13 protein-coding genes and 1 tRNA gene are annotated in these 16,482 nt (G+C 39.1%); 4 read left to right on the top strand and 10 right to left on the bottom strand.

Features of this window, described 5'->3' with window-relative positions; all coding sequences use genetic code 11:
- Window positions 1–45: 45 nt before the first annotated feature.
- On the bottom strand, window positions 46–1,203 hold the full coding sequence (locus tag AC0UMU_RS04970) for an alkaline phosphatase (RefSeq protein ID WP_009318803.1): 1,158 nt from the start codon (window positions 1,201–1,203) through the stop codon (window positions 46–48).
- Window positions 1,204–1,430: 227 nt separating this feature from the next.
- Here AC0UMU_RS04970 and AC0UMU_RS04975 point away from each other — a divergent pair, with 227 nt between their 5' ends.
- Both AC0UMU_RS04975 and AC0UMU_RS04980 read left to right on the top strand, forming a co-directional pair.
- Window positions 1,431–2,831, top strand: coding sequence for a C1 family peptidase (locus AC0UMU_RS04975; RefSeq protein ID WP_278715160.1), 1,401 nt, complete (start codon window positions 1,431–1,433; stop codon window positions 2,829–2,831).
- Window positions 2,831–3,826, top strand: coding sequence for a Gfo/Idh/MocA family protein (locus AC0UMU_RS04980; RefSeq protein ID WP_337752603.1), 996 nt, complete (start codon window positions 2,831–2,833; stop codon window positions 3,824–3,826). The genes AC0UMU_RS04975 and AC0UMU_RS04980 overlap by 1 nt, the downstream gene beginning before the upstream one ends.
- Window positions 3,827–3,848: 22 nt before the next feature.
- Here AC0UMU_RS04980 and AC0UMU_RS04985 read toward each other — a convergent pair whose 3' ends face one another.
- Complete coding sequence (locus tag AC0UMU_RS04985; protein ID WP_195596307.1) at window positions 3,849–4,952, bottom strand: acyltransferase family protein; 1,104 nt, start codon at window positions 4,950–4,952, stop codon at window positions 3,849–3,851.
- A gap of 69 nt (window positions 4,953–5,021) precedes the next feature.
- Window positions 5,022–5,094, bottom strand: a tRNA-Arg gene (locus tag AC0UMU_RS04990).
- Between the two features lie 69 nt (window positions 5,095–5,163).
- Between AC0UMU_RS04990 and ung the strand changes: the two genes are divergently transcribed.
- Window positions 5,164–5,826, top strand: a complete 663-nt coding sequence (gene ung / locus AC0UMU_RS04995; RefSeq protein ID WP_031258821.1) for a uracil-DNA glycosylase — start codon at window positions 5,164–5,166, stop codon at window positions 5,824–5,826.
- A 14-nt stretch (window positions 5,827–5,840) separates the two neighbouring features.
- The gene (locus AC0UMU_RS05000; protein WP_288640971.1) at window positions 5,841–6,302 is read left to right on the top strand and encodes a C-GCAxxG-C-C family protein; all 462 of its coding nucleotides are present in this window, start codon (window positions 5,841–5,843) and stop codon (window positions 6,300–6,302) included.
- Between the two features lie 71 nt (window positions 6,303–6,373).
- Here AC0UMU_RS05000 and AC0UMU_RS05005 read toward each other — a convergent pair whose 3' ends face one another.
- The 7 genes from AC0UMU_RS05005 to AC0UMU_RS05035 form a co-directional block, all read right to left on the bottom strand.
- A complete protein-coding gene (locus AC0UMU_RS05005) occupies window positions 6,374–6,868 on the bottom strand; it encodes a DUF4890 domain-containing protein (protein ID WP_270214246.1) in 495 nt (164 codons plus the stop codon).
- Between the two features lie 293 nt (window positions 6,869–7,161).
- Entirely contained in the window at window positions 7,162–8,736 is a 1,575-nt protein-coding gene (locus tag AC0UMU_RS05010; protein WP_473979885.1) for an IS1182 family transposase, read from the bottom strand.
- 211 nt (window positions 8,737–8,947) lie between these two features.
- The gene (lpxA, locus tag AC0UMU_RS05015) at window positions 8,948–9,727 is read right to left on the bottom strand and encodes an acyl-ACP--UDP-N-acetylglucosamine O-acyltransferase (protein WP_473979886.1); all 780 of its coding nucleotides are present in this window, start codon (window positions 9,725–9,727) and stop codon (window positions 8,948–8,950) included.
- Window positions 9,728–9,750: 23 nt separating this feature from the next.
- Entirely contained in the window at window positions 9,751–11,139 is a 1,389-nt protein-coding gene (locus AC0UMU_RS05020) for a TolC family protein (protein WP_022602026.1), read from the bottom strand.
- Window positions 11,140–11,164: 25 nt separating this feature from the next.
- Window positions 11,165–14,335 carry an efflux RND transporter permease subunit gene (locus AC0UMU_RS05025; RefSeq protein WP_288640975.1) on the bottom strand — a complete coding sequence of 1,057 codons (3,171 nt, stop codon included), beginning with the start codon at window positions 14,333–14,335 and terminating at the stop codon, window positions 11,165–11,167.
- Between the two features lie 27 nt (window positions 14,336–14,362).
- Window positions 14,363–15,553 (bottom strand): efflux RND transporter periplasmic adaptor subunit, encoded by a 1,191-nt coding sequence (locus AC0UMU_RS05030; RefSeq protein WP_044261768.1) that lies wholly within the window; start codon window positions 15,551–15,553, stop codon window positions 14,363–14,365.
- A 275-nt stretch (window positions 15,554–15,828) separates the two neighbouring features.
- The gene (locus AC0UMU_RS05035; RefSeq protein ID WP_122304249.1) at window positions 15,829–16,416 is read right to left on the bottom strand and encodes a Crp/Fnr family transcriptional regulator; all 588 of its coding nucleotides are present in this window, start codon (window positions 16,414–16,416) and stop codon (window positions 15,829–15,831) included.
- Between the last annotated feature and the right edge of the window lie 66 nt (window positions 16,417–16,482).

Consider the following 16,482-nt stretch of genomic DNA (forward strand, 5'->3'; position numbering starts at 1 on the left):
TAAAAAATTTAAACTGACTCTAAGAAGATATTGCCTTGTCGAAGACTATTTTTTCACTTGTAATGCAGATAATATTTTAGAAAAAATCTCAGTATTGTCCTGTACTCCTCTGAATAATTGAGCTTGTGGCCCGTATGCATATACCGGAACCATAATAGGACTATGTCCGCTGGTTGCGAAATGAGCTTTAATAGATCCTTTTTCTATGTTTCCATTACTTAAAGACATGCCACCGGTTTCATGATCTGCTGTAATGATAACTAAAGTTTCTCCATTTTTATCGGCGAACTTTAAAGCTTCTTCTACAGCTTTATCAAAATCGAGAACTTCTCGGATCACATTTTCAATAACATTATTATGACTTGCCCAGTCGATTTGTGCTCCCTCTACCATCAGGAAAAATCCTTTTTTTGATTTGTTAGATAAGAATTTGATAGCTTGGGCCGTTGTTTCTTTAAGATAGTTCGGGTTACGGCCTTCGCTGATGAATTTGGCATTCATGTCATCACATATCAAGGCGATTTTTTCTGCTTCCATTGATAAGGGTAGATTTTTATAATCATGCAGTACTTTAAAATTTTTCTTTTTTAGTGCGTCTAATTTTTCTGTATTGTTTTTTTCAAAATCTTTTACACTACTTCCGGCAATGAATAATGCTTTAGTATTGACCAAATCTTCTAATATCTCTTTAGTCATATTTCGCTTGATCTGATGTGCGTAAAATGCCGATGGCGTAGCACCTGTTATTTTATCGGTAGTTACAATTCCTGTTGCATATCCGAGAGGGGACAAAATTTCTGTCATGTTCGGTAACTTATTGCCTAAAGAATCTACACCAATACATCCGTTTTTAGTTTTTTCCCCTGTTGCGTATGCTGTTCCTGAAGCTGCAGAATCAGTAATGAAATCACTGAGAGAGAATGTTTTTATTAAACCGATGTTTTTCAAATTAAAGATTGTTAATGTATTGTGATTTGCATACATTCCGGCCGATGCTTGAGCTAATCCCATGCCGTCTCCTATCAGTAAAATTACATTTTTAACAGGTTTATTTAAACCGTCATTTTTATAATTGGGTTTATAATCTGTGTGAAATTCCGTATTTTGGTATGAAGAAGGAGCTTTTGTCTTTTCTTTATTTTGTGAGAAAGCTACGGTTACACAAAAAAAGACAAATAAAAAAGAGAAAATTTTGTTTTTCATAATGGATTAACTAAAAGTGTTTATTTTAATTTTGATGTAAGCAAAGTTAATAAGTAAAAAACAAGTTTGTTATTAACGCGCTGTTAATTATTTACTACAAATGGATTAAATTATACATTCACAACGTTGGGGAATCGTTGGTTATGTGTTAGAAAAAAGAAGATAATATCTTATCTTTTGTTATATTTGTGTACTTATTTAAAAGATTGGTAAATTAAGATAGATTCATGAACCGAAAAATATTCTTTTCTCTATTAGTCGGTGTTTCGGTAATAGCCGAGACCGCTTTTGCTCAGATTTCCGGAGGTATAGATGATGCAATGATGCAAGGAATAAAAAACGCTTATAAAAATACATCGGCAGACAAGGCTATACGTAATGCATTAAATGCTAATAGCATACAGAAGTTGGCTGTAAGTGCGGATCAGAAGGATGTTATAGATGGATATTTTTCTGATCGGGTATATTCCCGTGGAGTTACTGATCAAAAAGCATCGGGGCGGTGTTGGCTATTTACCGGATTGAATGTATTTCGGGCGAAGATGATAGATAAATATAAATTACCGGAATTTGAGTTTTCCCAGAATTATAATTTTTTTTACGATCAGTTGGAGAAGGCTAATTTGTTTCTTCAAGGAGTTATCGATACACGTCAGAAGCCGATGTCTGATCAAATGGTCGAATGGTTGTTTAAGAATCCGTTGAGTGATGGAGGACAGTTTACCGGAATATCTGATATTATAGGTAAATATGGAGTTGTTCCGAAAGAAGTTATGAATGAAACATTTGCCAGCAATAATACTTCGCAAATGGCTTCTCTGCTGAAACTTAAATTACGGGAATATGGTTTGCAACTTCGTGAATTACCTGTTCAGACAGATATGGAGGATATAAAAAGAATAAAAACTGAGATGTTGGGCACTGTGTATCGAATGTTAGTGTTAAATCTCGGAGAACCGCCGCTTGAGTTTACTTGGACAAGAAAAGATATAAATGGAAAACCGGTGGAGACTAAACAATATACGCCGAAGTCATTTTATAATGAATATATAGGAAAAGATTTGACAAACGGTTATGTTATGTTAATGAATGACCCGACACGGGAATATTATAAGTTGTATGAAATAGATTATGACCGTCACATGTATGATGGTTATAATTGGAGATATGTAAATCTTCCAGTAGAAGATATAAAGAAAATGGCGATAGCATCTATAAAAGATAGTACGGCAATGTATTTTTCTTGTGATGTGACAAAGTTTTTAAATCGGGATAAAGGAACTTTGGATTTGAATAATTATGATTATGAATCATTGATGGGTACTACTTTCGGAATGAATAAAAAACAGCGTGTGCAATCTTTTGCGAGCGGCTCTTCACATGCGATGACTTTAGTTGCCGTAGATCTGGATGATTCGGGTAACCCGATAAAATGGTTATTGGAAAATAGTTGGGGGGCAACTACTGGATATAAAGGACATTTGATAATGACTGATCGTTGGTTTGATGAGTATATGTTCCGCCTTGTTGTAGAAAAAAAATATGTTCCTAAGAAAATATTGAATATTCTGAGTCAAACTCCGGTACGTTTACCAGCTTGGGATCCGATGTTTGCTCCAGAAAAGTAATGAACTGTGTGAATATGGATACGATTCGTTGGGGAATTATAGGTTGTGGAGATGTCTGTGAAAAGAAAAGCGGACCGGCATTTTATAAAATAGAGCATTCTGAGCTGAACGCTGTAATGAGGCGGGATGCTGTAAAGGTCAAGGATTTTGCTCTCAGGCATCATGTTCAGAAATATTATACCGATGTTCAGGATATAATTTCTGATCCGGATATAGATGCGATATATGTCGCTACACCGCCGAATACGCATAAAGAATATTCTATAAAGGCAATGCGTGCAGGCAAGCCCGTGTATGTGGAGAAACCGATGGCGATGAGTTATGAAGAATGCCGTGAAATGATCGTGGTCGCTCGAGAAACCGGACAAAAGCTTTTTCCTGCGTTTTATCGTCGTGCATTACCATATTTTATTCAAATAAAGTCTTTATTAGAAAAGCAAGCTATCGGGGATATTCTTTTGGTTACAGTTTCTCTTAATAAGACTCCGTTAGAGTCGGATCTCATTCCGGATAAACACTCTTGGCGAGTAGATCGGCAAATTGCAGGTGAAGGATATTTTTATGATCTGGCTCCTCATACGTTCGATATTCTCGATTTTCTTTTGGGGGAGATTGTGGATGCAAAAGGTTTCTCCGCTAATCTTGCCGGTTTTTATGATGTGAAAGATACTTTTTCTGCTTCTTTTTATTTTAAGTCGGGAATAATAGGTTCAGGGCATTGGTGCTTTGCCGTTGCCTCGAATATGGAACGGGATATAGTAGAAATCATCGGTACGAAAGGGAAAATTGTTTTTGCAACATTTTCTTTTGCACCTATACGGTTAGAAACAGATTCTGGTGCCAAAATTTTTGAGTTTATTCTTCCGGAGCATATCGAACAACCTTTGATTCAGAAAGTTGTAGATGAATTAAGGGGAGTCGGTAGTTCTCCTTCGACAGATGAAAGCGGAGCACGTACCGCTAGGGTGATGGATTGGATTTTAAAAGGAAAATGATGTCCTGATTAAAAGATCGGGACTATTGTTTTTTCTGTACTATTATCGTTTGACAATAAGTATAAATACGGTTGAGAAGTTGCTGAAAGATATATGCGATTAAAATACTTGTCAACAAATATAAGATTCCGATTGGTACTCCTAGATTTTGTTCTACGATTTTTTCTTCACCAATTAGGCCGAAAAAAGCTCCTCGTATAAACGAATGGATAGCAAACAGGTAAAAAGATATTTTACCCATAAATTCCCAAAATGATTTGATCGGAAAGTTTCGGAAAAGGGGAATGAATGCTAAAGGGAACAAAAGAGATGAAAATAACCAAAAATACGCATTGACATTACTACATAAAAATAGTATCATTAATATAATGGGAATTGAAGGTTTGCATGTAGTAACGGGTTTTTTAGCATAATAAATGCCTAAACAGAATATCGGTAACCATCCTATGCTATTGTATCGTAAGCGGAATAAAATATTTTCCCATCCCCAAAATATAGTTATTGCTTGTATAAACAATGCCGATAAACTTATTATAAGCAGAAACCGGTTACTTTTTTTATGTAATAAGAAAATATATATAATATATAATTGGAGTATAGCTCCGAAAAACCACCATGGACCGCTAACGACAAATTCTTTACCGGGAATCAATGTTTGTGTGAATGTTATAATGGATAAATATTCTCCGATGTGATCGGTCAGCGTTTCCCATAGGCCATTCCCATATTTTATCATTTTGACGAGTACAGAGAGCGGTATTAGCGGTATTATGACTTTCCAGAAACGTAATATTCTTTTCCAGATGAAATGTATTTTCTCTATATTGGAAAATTCTTTAGACGAATATTTTATCGTTAATCCATATCCGCTGAGAAATATAAATAAAGCGACTCCGTAATGTCCGAAAAAAGAAAAAAAGTCGGTGAAAAGGGAAGTGATGCTTATCGGGGAAAAGGAATCTATAACGGATTTAAGGTAATAATTGGTATTTTCGATGTTGAAAAAAAATTCATTTTCAATAGGGGCTTGGGGTAATACATGATAAAAGTTATGTAAAACAATCAAAAGAATAGCCATTCCTTTGAATCGATTTGTGTCGTTGTATGATATAGGAGAAATAAGCATTTGTAATTTGTTATAAAGGCTAAGAAAAGAAAAGCATGAAAAACTGTTTTTTCATGCTCTTAATAGAAGTGACCCCGACAGGACTCAAACCTGTGACCTTCAGAACCGGAATCTGACGTTCTATTCACTAAACTACGGGGCCAAATGCGTGGCAAAAGTAAGAAATATTTGTAGCTTTGCAAAAAGTTTTCACGAAAAGTTTTTAATGCCTATGGATGTTCGTATAGAGAAAAGTTGGAAAGACCGGTTACAGAATGAATTTGATAAACCGTACTTCGAGCAACTTACTGATTTTGTTCGTCGAGAGTATAGAACTTCAACTGTATATCCTCCTGGAAATCAAATGTTCAGAGCTTTTGATATCTGTCCTTTTGATAAGGTAAAAGTTGTTATTTTAGGGCAAGATCCTTATCATGAACCGCGTCAGGCGCATGGGTTATGTTTTTCGGTGAACGATGGTATTCCTTTTCCGCCTTCTCTTCTCAATATTTTTAAAGAGATTGAGTCTGATCTTGGTATTCCTATGCCCAAAAGCGGAGATTTGACTCGTTGGGCTGATCAAGGTGTTTTGCTTTTAAATGCAACGTTAACAGTGAGAGCACATCAAGCAGGCTCTCATCAGAATAAGGGTTGGGAGCAGTTTACGGATGCCGTTATTCATCGATTGGCAGAAGAGCGAGAACACCTTGTCTTTATTTTGTGGGGATCATATGCACAACGTAAAGGGGATTTTATCGATCGTTCGAAGCATTTGGTTTTAAAATCTCCTCACCCGTCTCCTTTGTCTGCGCATAGAGGCTTTTTCGGTAATGGGCATTTTAGTAAGGCAAATGCATACCTAAAAGAGCATGGAATAGAGCCTATTCAATGGTAATAAAAATGGGAGAGATGGATATAAATATAGAAGAAAGGGTGCAGAAGGCCGTAGATCTTTTTAAGAGCGGGTATAATTGTTCTCAATCGGTTTTTCTCGCTTACAATGATCTTTTTGCTATCGAAGATACTTTGGCTGCTACATTGTTAGCTCCATTGGGTGGAGGTATGGGACGTCTGAGAGAGGTTTGCGGTGCTGTTTCGGCATCTTTTATGATAATCGGTCTTAAATATCCTGCGAATGATCCGAATGATAAGCCTGCAAAGACCCGTAATTATACTGCAGTTCAGGAACTGGCTGCTGAGTTCAGGAAGAAAAACGGATCGATTGTTTGTCGGGAGTTGTTGGGTTTAGTTCGAAAACAGGATGATCCTGAGCCTTCAGATCGCACGGAAGCGTATTATAAGCGTCGTCCTTGTGCCGATTATGTGGCAGTTGCAGCGCGTATTGTCGGGGAAAAATTGAAGAGTGAATAGCAGATATAATTAGAGAATAAATGCACCAGGAGTTATAAAGTTACATTATTGCCCTTGGTGCATTTTTATTATTATAGATTATTATGATGCTTATAGTCTTGTATTGATTTTTGATACTCTTTCCATGTATTATATTGTTCTTCGGTTAGTATCTTTTTAAGCTTTTTCTCTCTTTTCCGAGTCTCTTTTTTCAGTTTCTCAGGATTCTGTAGCGGTTGGGGATGGGGTCGCATCGGTACTTCATTAAAAAATTTTCTCATAGGGGGACGATCGGGAAATTTATCCTGATTTCTGTCAGGCATAGGAGGAGGCATTATTCCTTGTCTGTTTTTTCGTTGGACATCGATCGATTTTGCCTCTTTCAAATTTAGTTTGAATATTTTTTTGAATTGTTTTTCCGACAGTTGCAGAAGTTTGTCCATCTGTTCAGTCTTTTTCCTGGCTGTTAATTCAGGTGATAGTCGTTCTTGTGGAAAGCCTCTTTTTTCAAATGTTTGGGCTGCAATATCGGTTATGATATTACAGCAAAACAATCCGAATAAGGTAAATAGAATTTTGTGGTTCATCTTATTATATGTTTTGTGTTCGTCCGTGAAAATATTTCTCTTTAAGTGTTTCGACAACATAAATAGATGTAGACAGCTTTTTTATAGATAAAATGCTTGTTTGTTTTTTATATGATAAAGAAAAGGGGGCGACCCAAAAGATTTTTTTAGAGTTCGGTCTCTTTTTCTTTTATAGAAACAATAATCGGCTGCAACCTGAAAATTGCAACCGATTACTGTTTTTTCTTTGACAAATCGCCTTTTTGCGAGCTACATGCCGGTTATTGGCATCGGTATGAAGCAGAATTGACTACCTATATTGTAACATAGGCATGATTCCGCCCCATCATCCGCTTTGAAAGGATCGCAGAGTACTTTCTAAGGTTGTGTGCAAGCGCAACGAGGCCGAACTCAATCCTCACTTTCCTGTTTGACTTCAGCCGGAAACGCCTGAAGCCGTGATTGAACTTGATGTCCCCAAAGACGGACTCAGGTTCGATGGGCCTGTTACTTCGGTGCATCATACCGCGTTCGCTGGTGAGCAGTTCCCTTGCGCGCTTCTTGAAGGAATCGGACTGGTGGTTTACCTTTATGGTCCTACGGTCAATGACCGAACTGTAGCACATTCCCCTGAGCGGGCATCCCTTGCAGTTGACGGCTCTGTACACATCCACTTTCGACCTATAGCCGAGATCTGAAACGGAGTGCTGCGTGCCGCACCTCTCCATGTGCTGCCCCATCGGACACACATAGTAGTCCTCACAGGCGTTATAGTACATGTTCTGGACGAGGAAACCATTGTTGGCATGCCTGCGTTTGGTCTCGGCATGGAACATGTTGTACTTGACATAAGCATCTATCCCGTTACTCTCCATGTACGCATAGTTCGCTTCGTTGCCGTAGCCGGAGTCTGCCACGACCTCATTGCTCTGCGTCCCGTATCTCTCCCTGAAAGAGTCCAGGAAGGGTATCATCGTACCCCAGTCCGTGGGTCTCCAGTAAATGCCGTAGTTGGTTATGAACTGGTTCTCCGTCGCTATCTGAACGTTGTAACCGGGCTTAGTCTGGCCGTTGTTCATCGCATCCTCCTTCATCCTCATGAAAGTGGCGTCGGGATCAGTCTTGCTGTAGCTGTTCCTCTCACCCATGATTTCCAGATGCCTCTTGTACGACACCAGTTTCGGAAGAGACTCGTCCTTCACCTTTTCTACGCTCCTGCGCAGTTTCCTGTTGCTGATGCCCTGTTCGTCCATCTTCTGGAGTATCCTTTCTGTACGCGCCGAAAGGTCCTCCATGCTAGGCTCTTCCGCAGAACATTCTTCGTTTTCCTCCGCCAGGACCGACTCTGCAGCCTTCAGTAACGCGTCAACCTTGGCCTCCAGTTTCGCCTTGTTCTTCTCGATACTGCCCTTCCAAACGAAGGTGTACTTGTTCGCTACGGACTCTATCTTTGTGCCGTCTATGTACTGGACCTTCAGCGACACCACTCCTTCCTCGTTCATCATAATCACAGTTTGGCGGAACAATTCCTCAAAACGGCCGTCACACAGGCGCTCGCTACGGAAGCGGTTTATCGTACGGAAGTCCGGACGAGACATCCCCGAGAGCCACATGTAGTTCACGTTCTCGTGCAGCAGACGCTCCATCCTGCGCCCGGAGTAGACGTTGCACATATACGAATACACGATCACCTTGAGGAGCATCCGCGGATGGAAGCTGCTCGTGCCGCCGCCCTTGTAAGTCGACTCTATATCGGAGATATCAAGCCTGTCTATTATTGCGCTGACTGTTCTCACCGGATGGTTTTCAGGGATAAGTTCGCCCAATGACGGAGGAAAAAGAAGATTATCGTTCTGATTGTAGGATTTATGTATTATCTTTGCACCCATGGTAAATGATTGATTATCTTTTTGTTTCGCACCTTAAATATAATAAATCCTTACCACAAAAACAACGGTTATCTTCTTTATTTTCAAGATGATAACCGTTATTTTTTGTCTCTTAAGGGAATGCCGAAAGATAATGAAAAAGGGTGACCCGTTCAGTCGTTATTGACTTTTGGGTCACCCTCTTTTCCTTTATCACTTGTTTTTAACAGAATCAAATTGTGATACCGATAATTCCTTTATCGGAACTTTCAATGAAATTGATCAAATATTTGATTGCCGGACTTTCAGGAATCAATTCCTTGATTCTGAGAAGAGCATTCTCGAGGCTTGTGCCGCATTGGTATATTTGACGATATGCTTTTGCAATATCATCTACTATATTGTCCTTAAATCCTCCGGCTTTAGACATCAATACCGCATTGATTCCATAATAAGTAATCGGATTGTGAGCAGCGACAATAAAAGGAGGTACATCTTTGTTGGCACGGCAACTGTCCCGTAAAAGTGACCAGCTACCTACATGGCATCCGTGTTTCAGAATAACACCGCTTCCTAATATTGCTTTATCATCGAGTTTGCAATTTCCTGCGGTTTTAGTACCATTTCCTAAGATACAGTCATTCCCGATATAGGTATCATGGGCGATATGTACTCCTTCCAGTAGGAAGTTTCCATTACCAATAACAGTACTATCTCCTTTATTTGTTGCACGGTTGATAATGACTTTTTCCCGAATTGTATTATTGTCTCCGATGATCAAAAGAGTTTCATCACCTTTAAATTTGAAATCTTGTGGTGCAGCTCCGACGATTGCAGCTTGGTAAACGATATTGTTATTTCCCATACGAGTCCCGTCCAGAATGCTGGCATAAGGCATAATCGTACAATTGTCACCGATTTCTACATTTTTATCGATGTACGCAAACGGATGAATAGTGACATTTTTCCCGATTTTTGCGCTTGAATCGATATAAGCTAATGGACTAATCATATTACATGGAATTTAGGGTTAATTTATTCTGTTCGTCCTCCACCTAAGGCGTGGTATAAATTTACGACAGCTTGTATGCGTTGGAACTCATCCGATATTCCGGATAATTGGGCGCTTAACAATGATTGCTGTGCCGTAAGAACTTCTAGATAAGTAGAAGTCCCTAAAGTTAGCAATTGTTGTGTATATTCGACCGATTTTTCTAAGGAATTTATCTGTTTTTCCCGTTGGATGGTCTTCTCGTTAGCTGCTTGATATTGATAAAGGGCATTGCTGACTTCACTTCCTGCATTTAGTATGGATTGCTGGAAATTGAGAGCAGCTATCTCTTGTTGCGCTTTAGCTGTTTTCAGTTTTGCTAAGTTAGCGCCCCGATAAAATAAAGGTTGAGTCAAAGTTCCAAGAGCAGACATGATCATTTTGGGGACATCGAAAATCGGCATCCCTGTGACACTATTTGTCCATCCTAACGTTCCTGTTATAGATATTTGTGGATAGAAAGCCGATCGCGCTTGATTTGTACTGTAATAAGCTCCGGCCAAAGACATTTCTGCAGCTTTTACGTCTGGACGATTAGCTAATAATTGTATAGGAACTCCGGAATTAAGTACTTCGGGAAGTTTTTGTTCTTCTAATGTCCCTCTTTTGATTTTTTGCGGAGCTTCTTTAAGAACGAGAGAAAGGGAATTTTCTGTTTCTCTGATTTGTTGTTTCAAATCAGGTATTGAGGCTTTAATCATATAACTGTTAGCTTCGCTCTGTACGATTGCCGCCTCATTGACCATTCCGGCTTCTTTCATCGACCGCATGGTCTCGATACTTTTATCCCAGATGATAGAAGTTTCTTCAGTTATAGCCAATTGTTTGTCCAACATCAGTAATGTGTAGTAGCAGTTTGCGATTGTTGCTATTACCTGCGTTTGTACAGCCTGTTTGTAAGCTTTACTTTGTAATAAAGCTACTTTGGCACCTCGCTTTGAATTAAGAAGTTTCCCGAACAAGTCGACCTCCCAGCTTGCAGATATAGGGAGCGTATAAGTCCAGCTTCTTTTAGATCCTTCTAAATGGCTGACTCCTCCTTGTGGTGCAATTGCAAGAGAAGGAGCATAAGCCAGCCGTGCCGACATAAGTCCGGCTTCGGCTGCTTTTACATTTTGTATTGCACTTTGTAGATCAGTATTTTGCTCTAAACCTAATCGGATGAGAGCTTGTAATTGGGGATCGGTGAAGACTTGTTCCCAAGGTAAGTTGCCCATGTTGGTCGTATCCGAAGCGAGAGTATCGTTATCTGATACCGGATCTCGATACAACCCTTGTGTGTCCACTTCAGGACGATCATAGGATTTATATATGTGACAGCTACTCATCATGGCTGCCAGACATACAGTATATAAAATTATTTGTTTCTTCATTTTCTTTTCTTTAATGTGAAAACCTTTATTTGGTATATTGTTCAATCTCTGCCTCGATCTCGCTGTTATCCGTATCGTGCCATTCGATAGGTTTGAATTTTTCCTGTATTATTTCAAATATAACGAAAAGAGCAGGTACGATAAAGATCTGACAAACCATACCGATGAACATACCGCCTACAGCTCCTGTTCCCAGCGTACTGTTTCCATTTGCACCTACACCGTGAGCGAACATCATAGGAAGAAGCCCTATAACCATTGCCAAGGAGGTCATAAGAATAGGACGTAAACGGGCTGCTGCTCCTTGTATCGCAGAATCGACGATACTCATACCTGTTTTTCTACGGTCAAGAGCAAATTCAACGATAAGAATAGCATTCTTTGCCAACAATCCGACCAACATGATTAAAGCGATTTGCAGATAAATATTGTTTTCTACACTCATTATTTGGGCGAAAATAAAACTTCCCGCTAAACCGAACGGTATGGAAAGTATTACTGCCAACGGAAGAATATAACTTTCATATTGGGCACTCAATAGCAGATATACGAAAACAAGACATAAAGCAAAGATTATTACAGTCGTATTGGCTCCTGTGCTTTGTTCTTCCCTCGTTATACCAGAGAATTCGTATCCGTATCCGACAGGCAATGTTTCTGCGGCGACTTCTTCTATAACTTTGATTGCATCTCCTGAGCTGACTCCGGGAACAGGAGACCCGTTTACTTTCATAGAAGTGTACATGTTGAAACGTGTGATATTATCCGGACCGTATACTTTCTTTAATGTTACGAATTGAGTGATCGGAGCCATCTCATTACCATTGCGTACTTTAATACTGTTTAGTGTTTCCGGGCTGATGCGGCTTTGCGGATCGGCTTGGATCATAACACGGTATAGTTTACCGAAACGGTTGAAGTTTGAAGAATACAAACCTCCATAATATCCTTGTAATGTAGTGAGAATATCTCTCGGACTGATGCCGGCTTGCTTACATTTTGCCGCATCAATATCGATCATGTATTGGGGGAATACCGGACTAAATGCTGTTTGTGCTGCAGCAATTTCCGGACGGGCATTCAGCTTTGCTAAGAAATTTTGAGCGACTTCAAAGAAATCGTTCAAATCTCCTCCGGTTTTATCCTGTAAGTTGAGTTCGAAACCGCTACTTACTCCGTAACCCGGAATCATAGGAGGTGCGAAGAAAAGAATCTGTCCTTCATTAAATATTTGGGCAGACTTCCCATATAGCATTTTAATGATATTGTCCGAACTTTCTTCCGAGCTACGCTCTTTCCAATCTTTTAGTTTGACGATGATAGATCCGTAAGAATTACCTTGTCCGGCAACAAAGTTATATCCCGTAATTTGAGTTCGTCCTTTTACGGCCGGGATAGCAGCGATCATGCTGTCAACTTTTTGCATCATGGCATCAGTACGTTCCATAGATGTTCCGGGAGGCATAGATACCATAGCAAAGATTGTTCCTGTATCTTCGTTGGGTACTAGTCCTGTCGGGGTTGATCTCATCAAGAAAACTAATACTATAACGCTAAGGACTACCGTCCCTATAGATAGCCATTTATGATTTATAAAGAACGATGTCTGGCGTTTGTATTTTTTGAGTACGATGTCATATGCCGTGTTGAAAGAAGTGTGAAAACGGTCTATTAAACTCATTTTCTTTTCTCCTTCTTTCTGATGAGGTTTCAAAAACAAAGCACATAATGCCGGACTAAGAGTCAATGCATTGATAGCTGAGAACCCAATGGCTATAGCCATAGTCAATCCGAATTGGCGATAGAATGTACCGGATGTACCTCCCATGAAACTTACAGGGATAAATACGGACATCATTACCAATGTAATAGAAACGATAGCACCACCTAATTCACTCATGGCATCGATGGAAGCTTTACGGGATGATTTATATCCTTGGTCAAGTTTCGCATGGACGCCCTCGACGACGACTATTGCATCATCGACGACTATCGCAATGGCAAGCACCATAGCACATAGAGTCAACAAGTTCAAACTAAATCCGATCAGGTACAAAGCAAAGAATGTACCGATGAGGGCTACCGGGATAGCGATAGCCGGAATCAATGTAGAACGGAAGTCTTGTAAGAATATATATACTACGAAGAATACGAGAATAAATGCTTCGACTAATGTTTTGATAACCTCCTCGATAGAGGCGAAAAGGAAGTCATTGGCATTTAATAAGACTTCAGTTTTTATTCCTGACGGGAATTGTTTTTCCGCTTGAGCAAGATATGCTTCTATATCTTTGATGATTTGGGTTGCATTCGATCCTGCTGTTTGGAATATGATGGTGGTAACACCATTATGTCCGTTGACTTTGTTGTCAAACCCGTATGTTAATCGTCCAAGTTCAATTGTAGCAATGTCCTTTAATCGTAGAATTTCTCCGTTTTCAGTAGCTTTGATAACAATGTCTCCAAACTCTTCTTCGGTTTGTAAACGTCCTTTATATCGCATGACATATTGGAACGACTGATTTCCGTTTTCGCCGAATTGACCTGGTGCAGCTTCGATATTTTGTTCTGCTAAAGCAGCGGATACGTCGGTAGGCATCAATTTATATTGTGCCATAACATCTGGTTTCAACCAGATACGCATGGAATAGTCTGCACCCATCACCATTGCATCTCCGACACCGGGAATACGTTTTACTTCAGGTATGATATTAATGTTTGCATAGTTTTCGAGAAATTTTATATCATATCGATCATCTGTACTATAAATAGCAAATCCCAATAACATACTGGTTTGGCGTTTCTGTGTCGTCACACCGATTTGGGTAACTTCTGACGGCAAGAACCCTTGAGCTTTAGTAACGCGGTTTTGTACGTTTACGGCAGCCATATCCGGATCTGTTCCCTGATTGAAATAGACCTCGATGCTTGCTTCTCCGTTATTAGATGCCGTTGAGGTCATATACATCATATTCTCTACCCCGTTTATCTGTTCTTCCAGAGGTGCGATTACACTATTCAATACAGTTTGGGCATTAGCTCCGGTATAAGTTGCAGATACATGTACGGTAGGGGGGGCGATATCCGGATACTGTGTAATAGGTAAGGATACCAACCCTAATATTCCCAAAATGACTATCAAAATGGAAATAACCGTCGAAAGCACAGGGCGGTTTATAAATCTATCTAGCTTCATATCTTTATTATACTGTTTATGAATTTATTATTTATTTTTCCCGGCAGCTTGTGTTTGTGTCATCGCTTTCAGTTTGGCTGCAGCTTCTTCAGGTGAGATCGGTTTTATTTGAGCACCGTCTTTCAGGGTACCTGCACCTTCAAGAACAATTCTGTCTCCAGCTTTTAGTCCTGACGTTACTACAAAGTTTTTTCCGTCATCTACATTTAGGATTTTTATTTCCGTATTTTTTACGGTAGAATCATCTTGTACGATATATACAAATCGTTTATCTTGCATTTCGTATGTCGCGGCTTGAGGAACTAAAATGGCTGAATCAAGCTTTATCGGAACAAGTATATCTCCTGTATTTCCGCTACGAAGTAACTGGTCGGGGTTTGGGAATGCTGCACGCAAGTTGGAAGTCCCTGTTGACTGATCTATAATTCCGCTGATTGTGGCGATTTTTCCTTTTTTATTATATAAAGTTCCATCTGATAATTTTAGTTGAACTTCCGGAAGATTTTGTACCAGATTGTTTGCTCCATGTTCGCGTGCCAATTCGAGAATCTGCTTTTCGTTTAATGAGAAATAGGCAAACATCTCAGAGTTATCGGAAACGGTTGTTAATGGAGTTGCCGAACTGGGGCTTACCAAACTTCCTACACGTAGGGGAATTGTGCCGACAACACCGTTGGACGGACTGATTACCTTAGTATATGATAAATTTTGTTTGGCATTGATTAATTGGGCTTTTGCTTGTGCCAATGCTGCTTTTTGAGTAGCCAAAGTATTGAATGCCATCTGTTTGTCATAATCGCTGATAATGTTCTTTTTTGCCAGTTCCGCTTTGTTGTCTGCTGTTAGTTGGGCTGTGGCTACATTAGCTTCAGCAACTTTAACTGCTGCTTCGGCAACTTTAACTGCTTCTTCATATTGGACAGGATCTATAACGAATAGAAGTTGTCCTTTGTGAACAGTTGCACCTTCATCTACACAAAGTTGTGTAATGAATCCGCTGACATTAGGTCTGATTTCTATATCTTGACGACCTTTGATTGTTGCCGGATAGGAAGTATTCAGTTCTACTGATTCCGGTTGTAAAGTGGTGACTGGGTATTCTTTTACCATGTTAAACCCACTTTGTTGTTGTTTACCGCATGAAAAAAGTGACAAGCATATTGCTGTCGATAAAATTACTCGTTGTGATTGAATAATCATAGCTTTCCGAATTTTCATATTTGTCTTAATATTGATATATCTAATACCTATTTTTTAAAGAAGGAATAGAATGTATCTTGCCGTTACGGAATCAACTTCCCTACGAAAATTTACCAATCTTCTATACCTTAGAAATTCAAACAATCTAAATTTGGGTACAAATGTACCGTGATAAAAGGAATTGTGTTTTGATATATGTCAAAAATAATTCTTTTGAGATTGTAAATCTCGTTAAATGCTGTGTTAAATTAACAATTTTATCCTTTGGGAATTAACATATCAACTAAGTTTGATCAAAGCGGGTATTTTTCAGAACGTATTCTACTGATCGTTTCTTGGGTGATTCCTAAGAACGAGGCAATTTGTCCTAATGTAGCTCGTTGTAATAAACGAGGGTAACGCGTCACGACCCATTCATACCTTTCGCGGGCGCTTCTGCATTGTAAATTAATGATTCTTTCTTCCAGGAAATAGCTGTAATCGAGCAGAATGCGGTTTATACGTTGTGCTGTTGTAATATCTCTTATTTTTAAGGGCTGTGAAAATAAATTGATATTTATGGTTATTACATGAGAATCTTCGAGGAACTCGATGATTTTAGGCAGTTCGGGCTTATTGATTTGCGAATTGAGACAGAGGATCAAGTCTTGATCAAAAGCGAATGAAAAAGTAATTTCTTTCCCGTCTTTAAGATAAAAAACTCTGGCTCCGCCTTGGGAGATAATATATATATGCTCTTCGATCTCTTTTACACTGCTGATAATTTCTCCTTTTTTGTAGAAATTTTCCGATAATATAGATTTTAATTTCTCTTTGTCTTCTTGGGGTAAAACTGAAATCGATTCATTTAGGTAATCGATATTGTTATATTTTAACTCCATGTGCCGCATTTATTGATTGTTTGCAAATATAGAGAATATAAACGGTAAAGAATGTAAGTTCTTCTT

The sequence above is a fragment of the Coprobacter fastidiosus genome (assembly GCF_982245605.1).

Bases quoted from the DNA above. Each gene is read 5' to 3' on its own strand.
- AC0UMU_RS04970 (WP_009318803.1), bottom strand. From the start codon at position 1,203: ATGAAAAACAAAATTTTCTCTTTTTTATTTGTCTTTTTTTGTGTAACC.
- AC0UMU_RS05030 (WP_044261768.1), bottom strand. From the start codon at position 15,553: ATGAAAATTCGGAAAGCTATGATTATTCAATCACAACGAGTAATTTTA.
- AC0UMU_RS05035 (WP_122304249.1), bottom strand. From the start codon at position 16,416: ATGGAGTTAAAATATAACAATATCGATTACCTAAATGAATCGATTTCA.
- lpxA (WP_473979886.1), bottom strand. From the start codon at position 9,727: ATGATTAGTCCATTAGCTTATATCGATTCAAGCGCAAAAATCGGGAAA.
- AC0UMU_RS04980 (WP_337752603.1), top strand. From the start codon at position 2,831: ATGAACTGTGTGAATATGGATACGATTCGTTGGGGAATTATAGGTTGT.
- ung (WP_031258821.1), top strand. From the start codon at position 5,164: ATGGATGTTCGTATAGAGAAAAGTTGGAAAGACCGGTTACAGAATGAA.
- AC0UMU_RS05020 (WP_022602026.1), bottom strand. From the start codon at position 11,139: ATGAAGAAACAAATAATTTTATATACTGTATGTCTGGCAGCCATGATG.
- AC0UMU_RS04985 (WP_195596307.1), bottom strand. From the start codon at position 4,952: ATGCTTATTTCTCCTATATCATACAACGACACAAATCGATTCAAAGGA.
- AC0UMU_RS05005 (WP_270214246.1), bottom strand. From the start codon at position 6,868: ATGAACCACAAAATTCTATTTACCTTATTCGGATTGTTTTGCTGTAAT.
- AC0UMU_RS05025 (WP_288640975.1), bottom strand. From the start codon at position 14,335: ATGAAGCTAGATAGATTTATAAACCGCCCTGTGCTTTCGACGGTTATT.
- AC0UMU_RS05000 (WP_288640971.1), top strand. From the start codon at position 5,841: ATGGATATAAATATAGAAGAAAGGGTGCAGAAGGCCGTAGATCTTTTT.
- AC0UMU_RS05010 (WP_473979885.1), bottom strand. From the start codon at position 8,736: ATGGGTGCAAAGATAATACATAAATCCTACAATCAGAACGATAATCTT.
- AC0UMU_RS04975 (WP_278715160.1), top strand. From the start codon at position 1,431: ATGAACCGAAAAATATTCTTTTCTCTATTAGTCGGTGTTTCGGTAATA.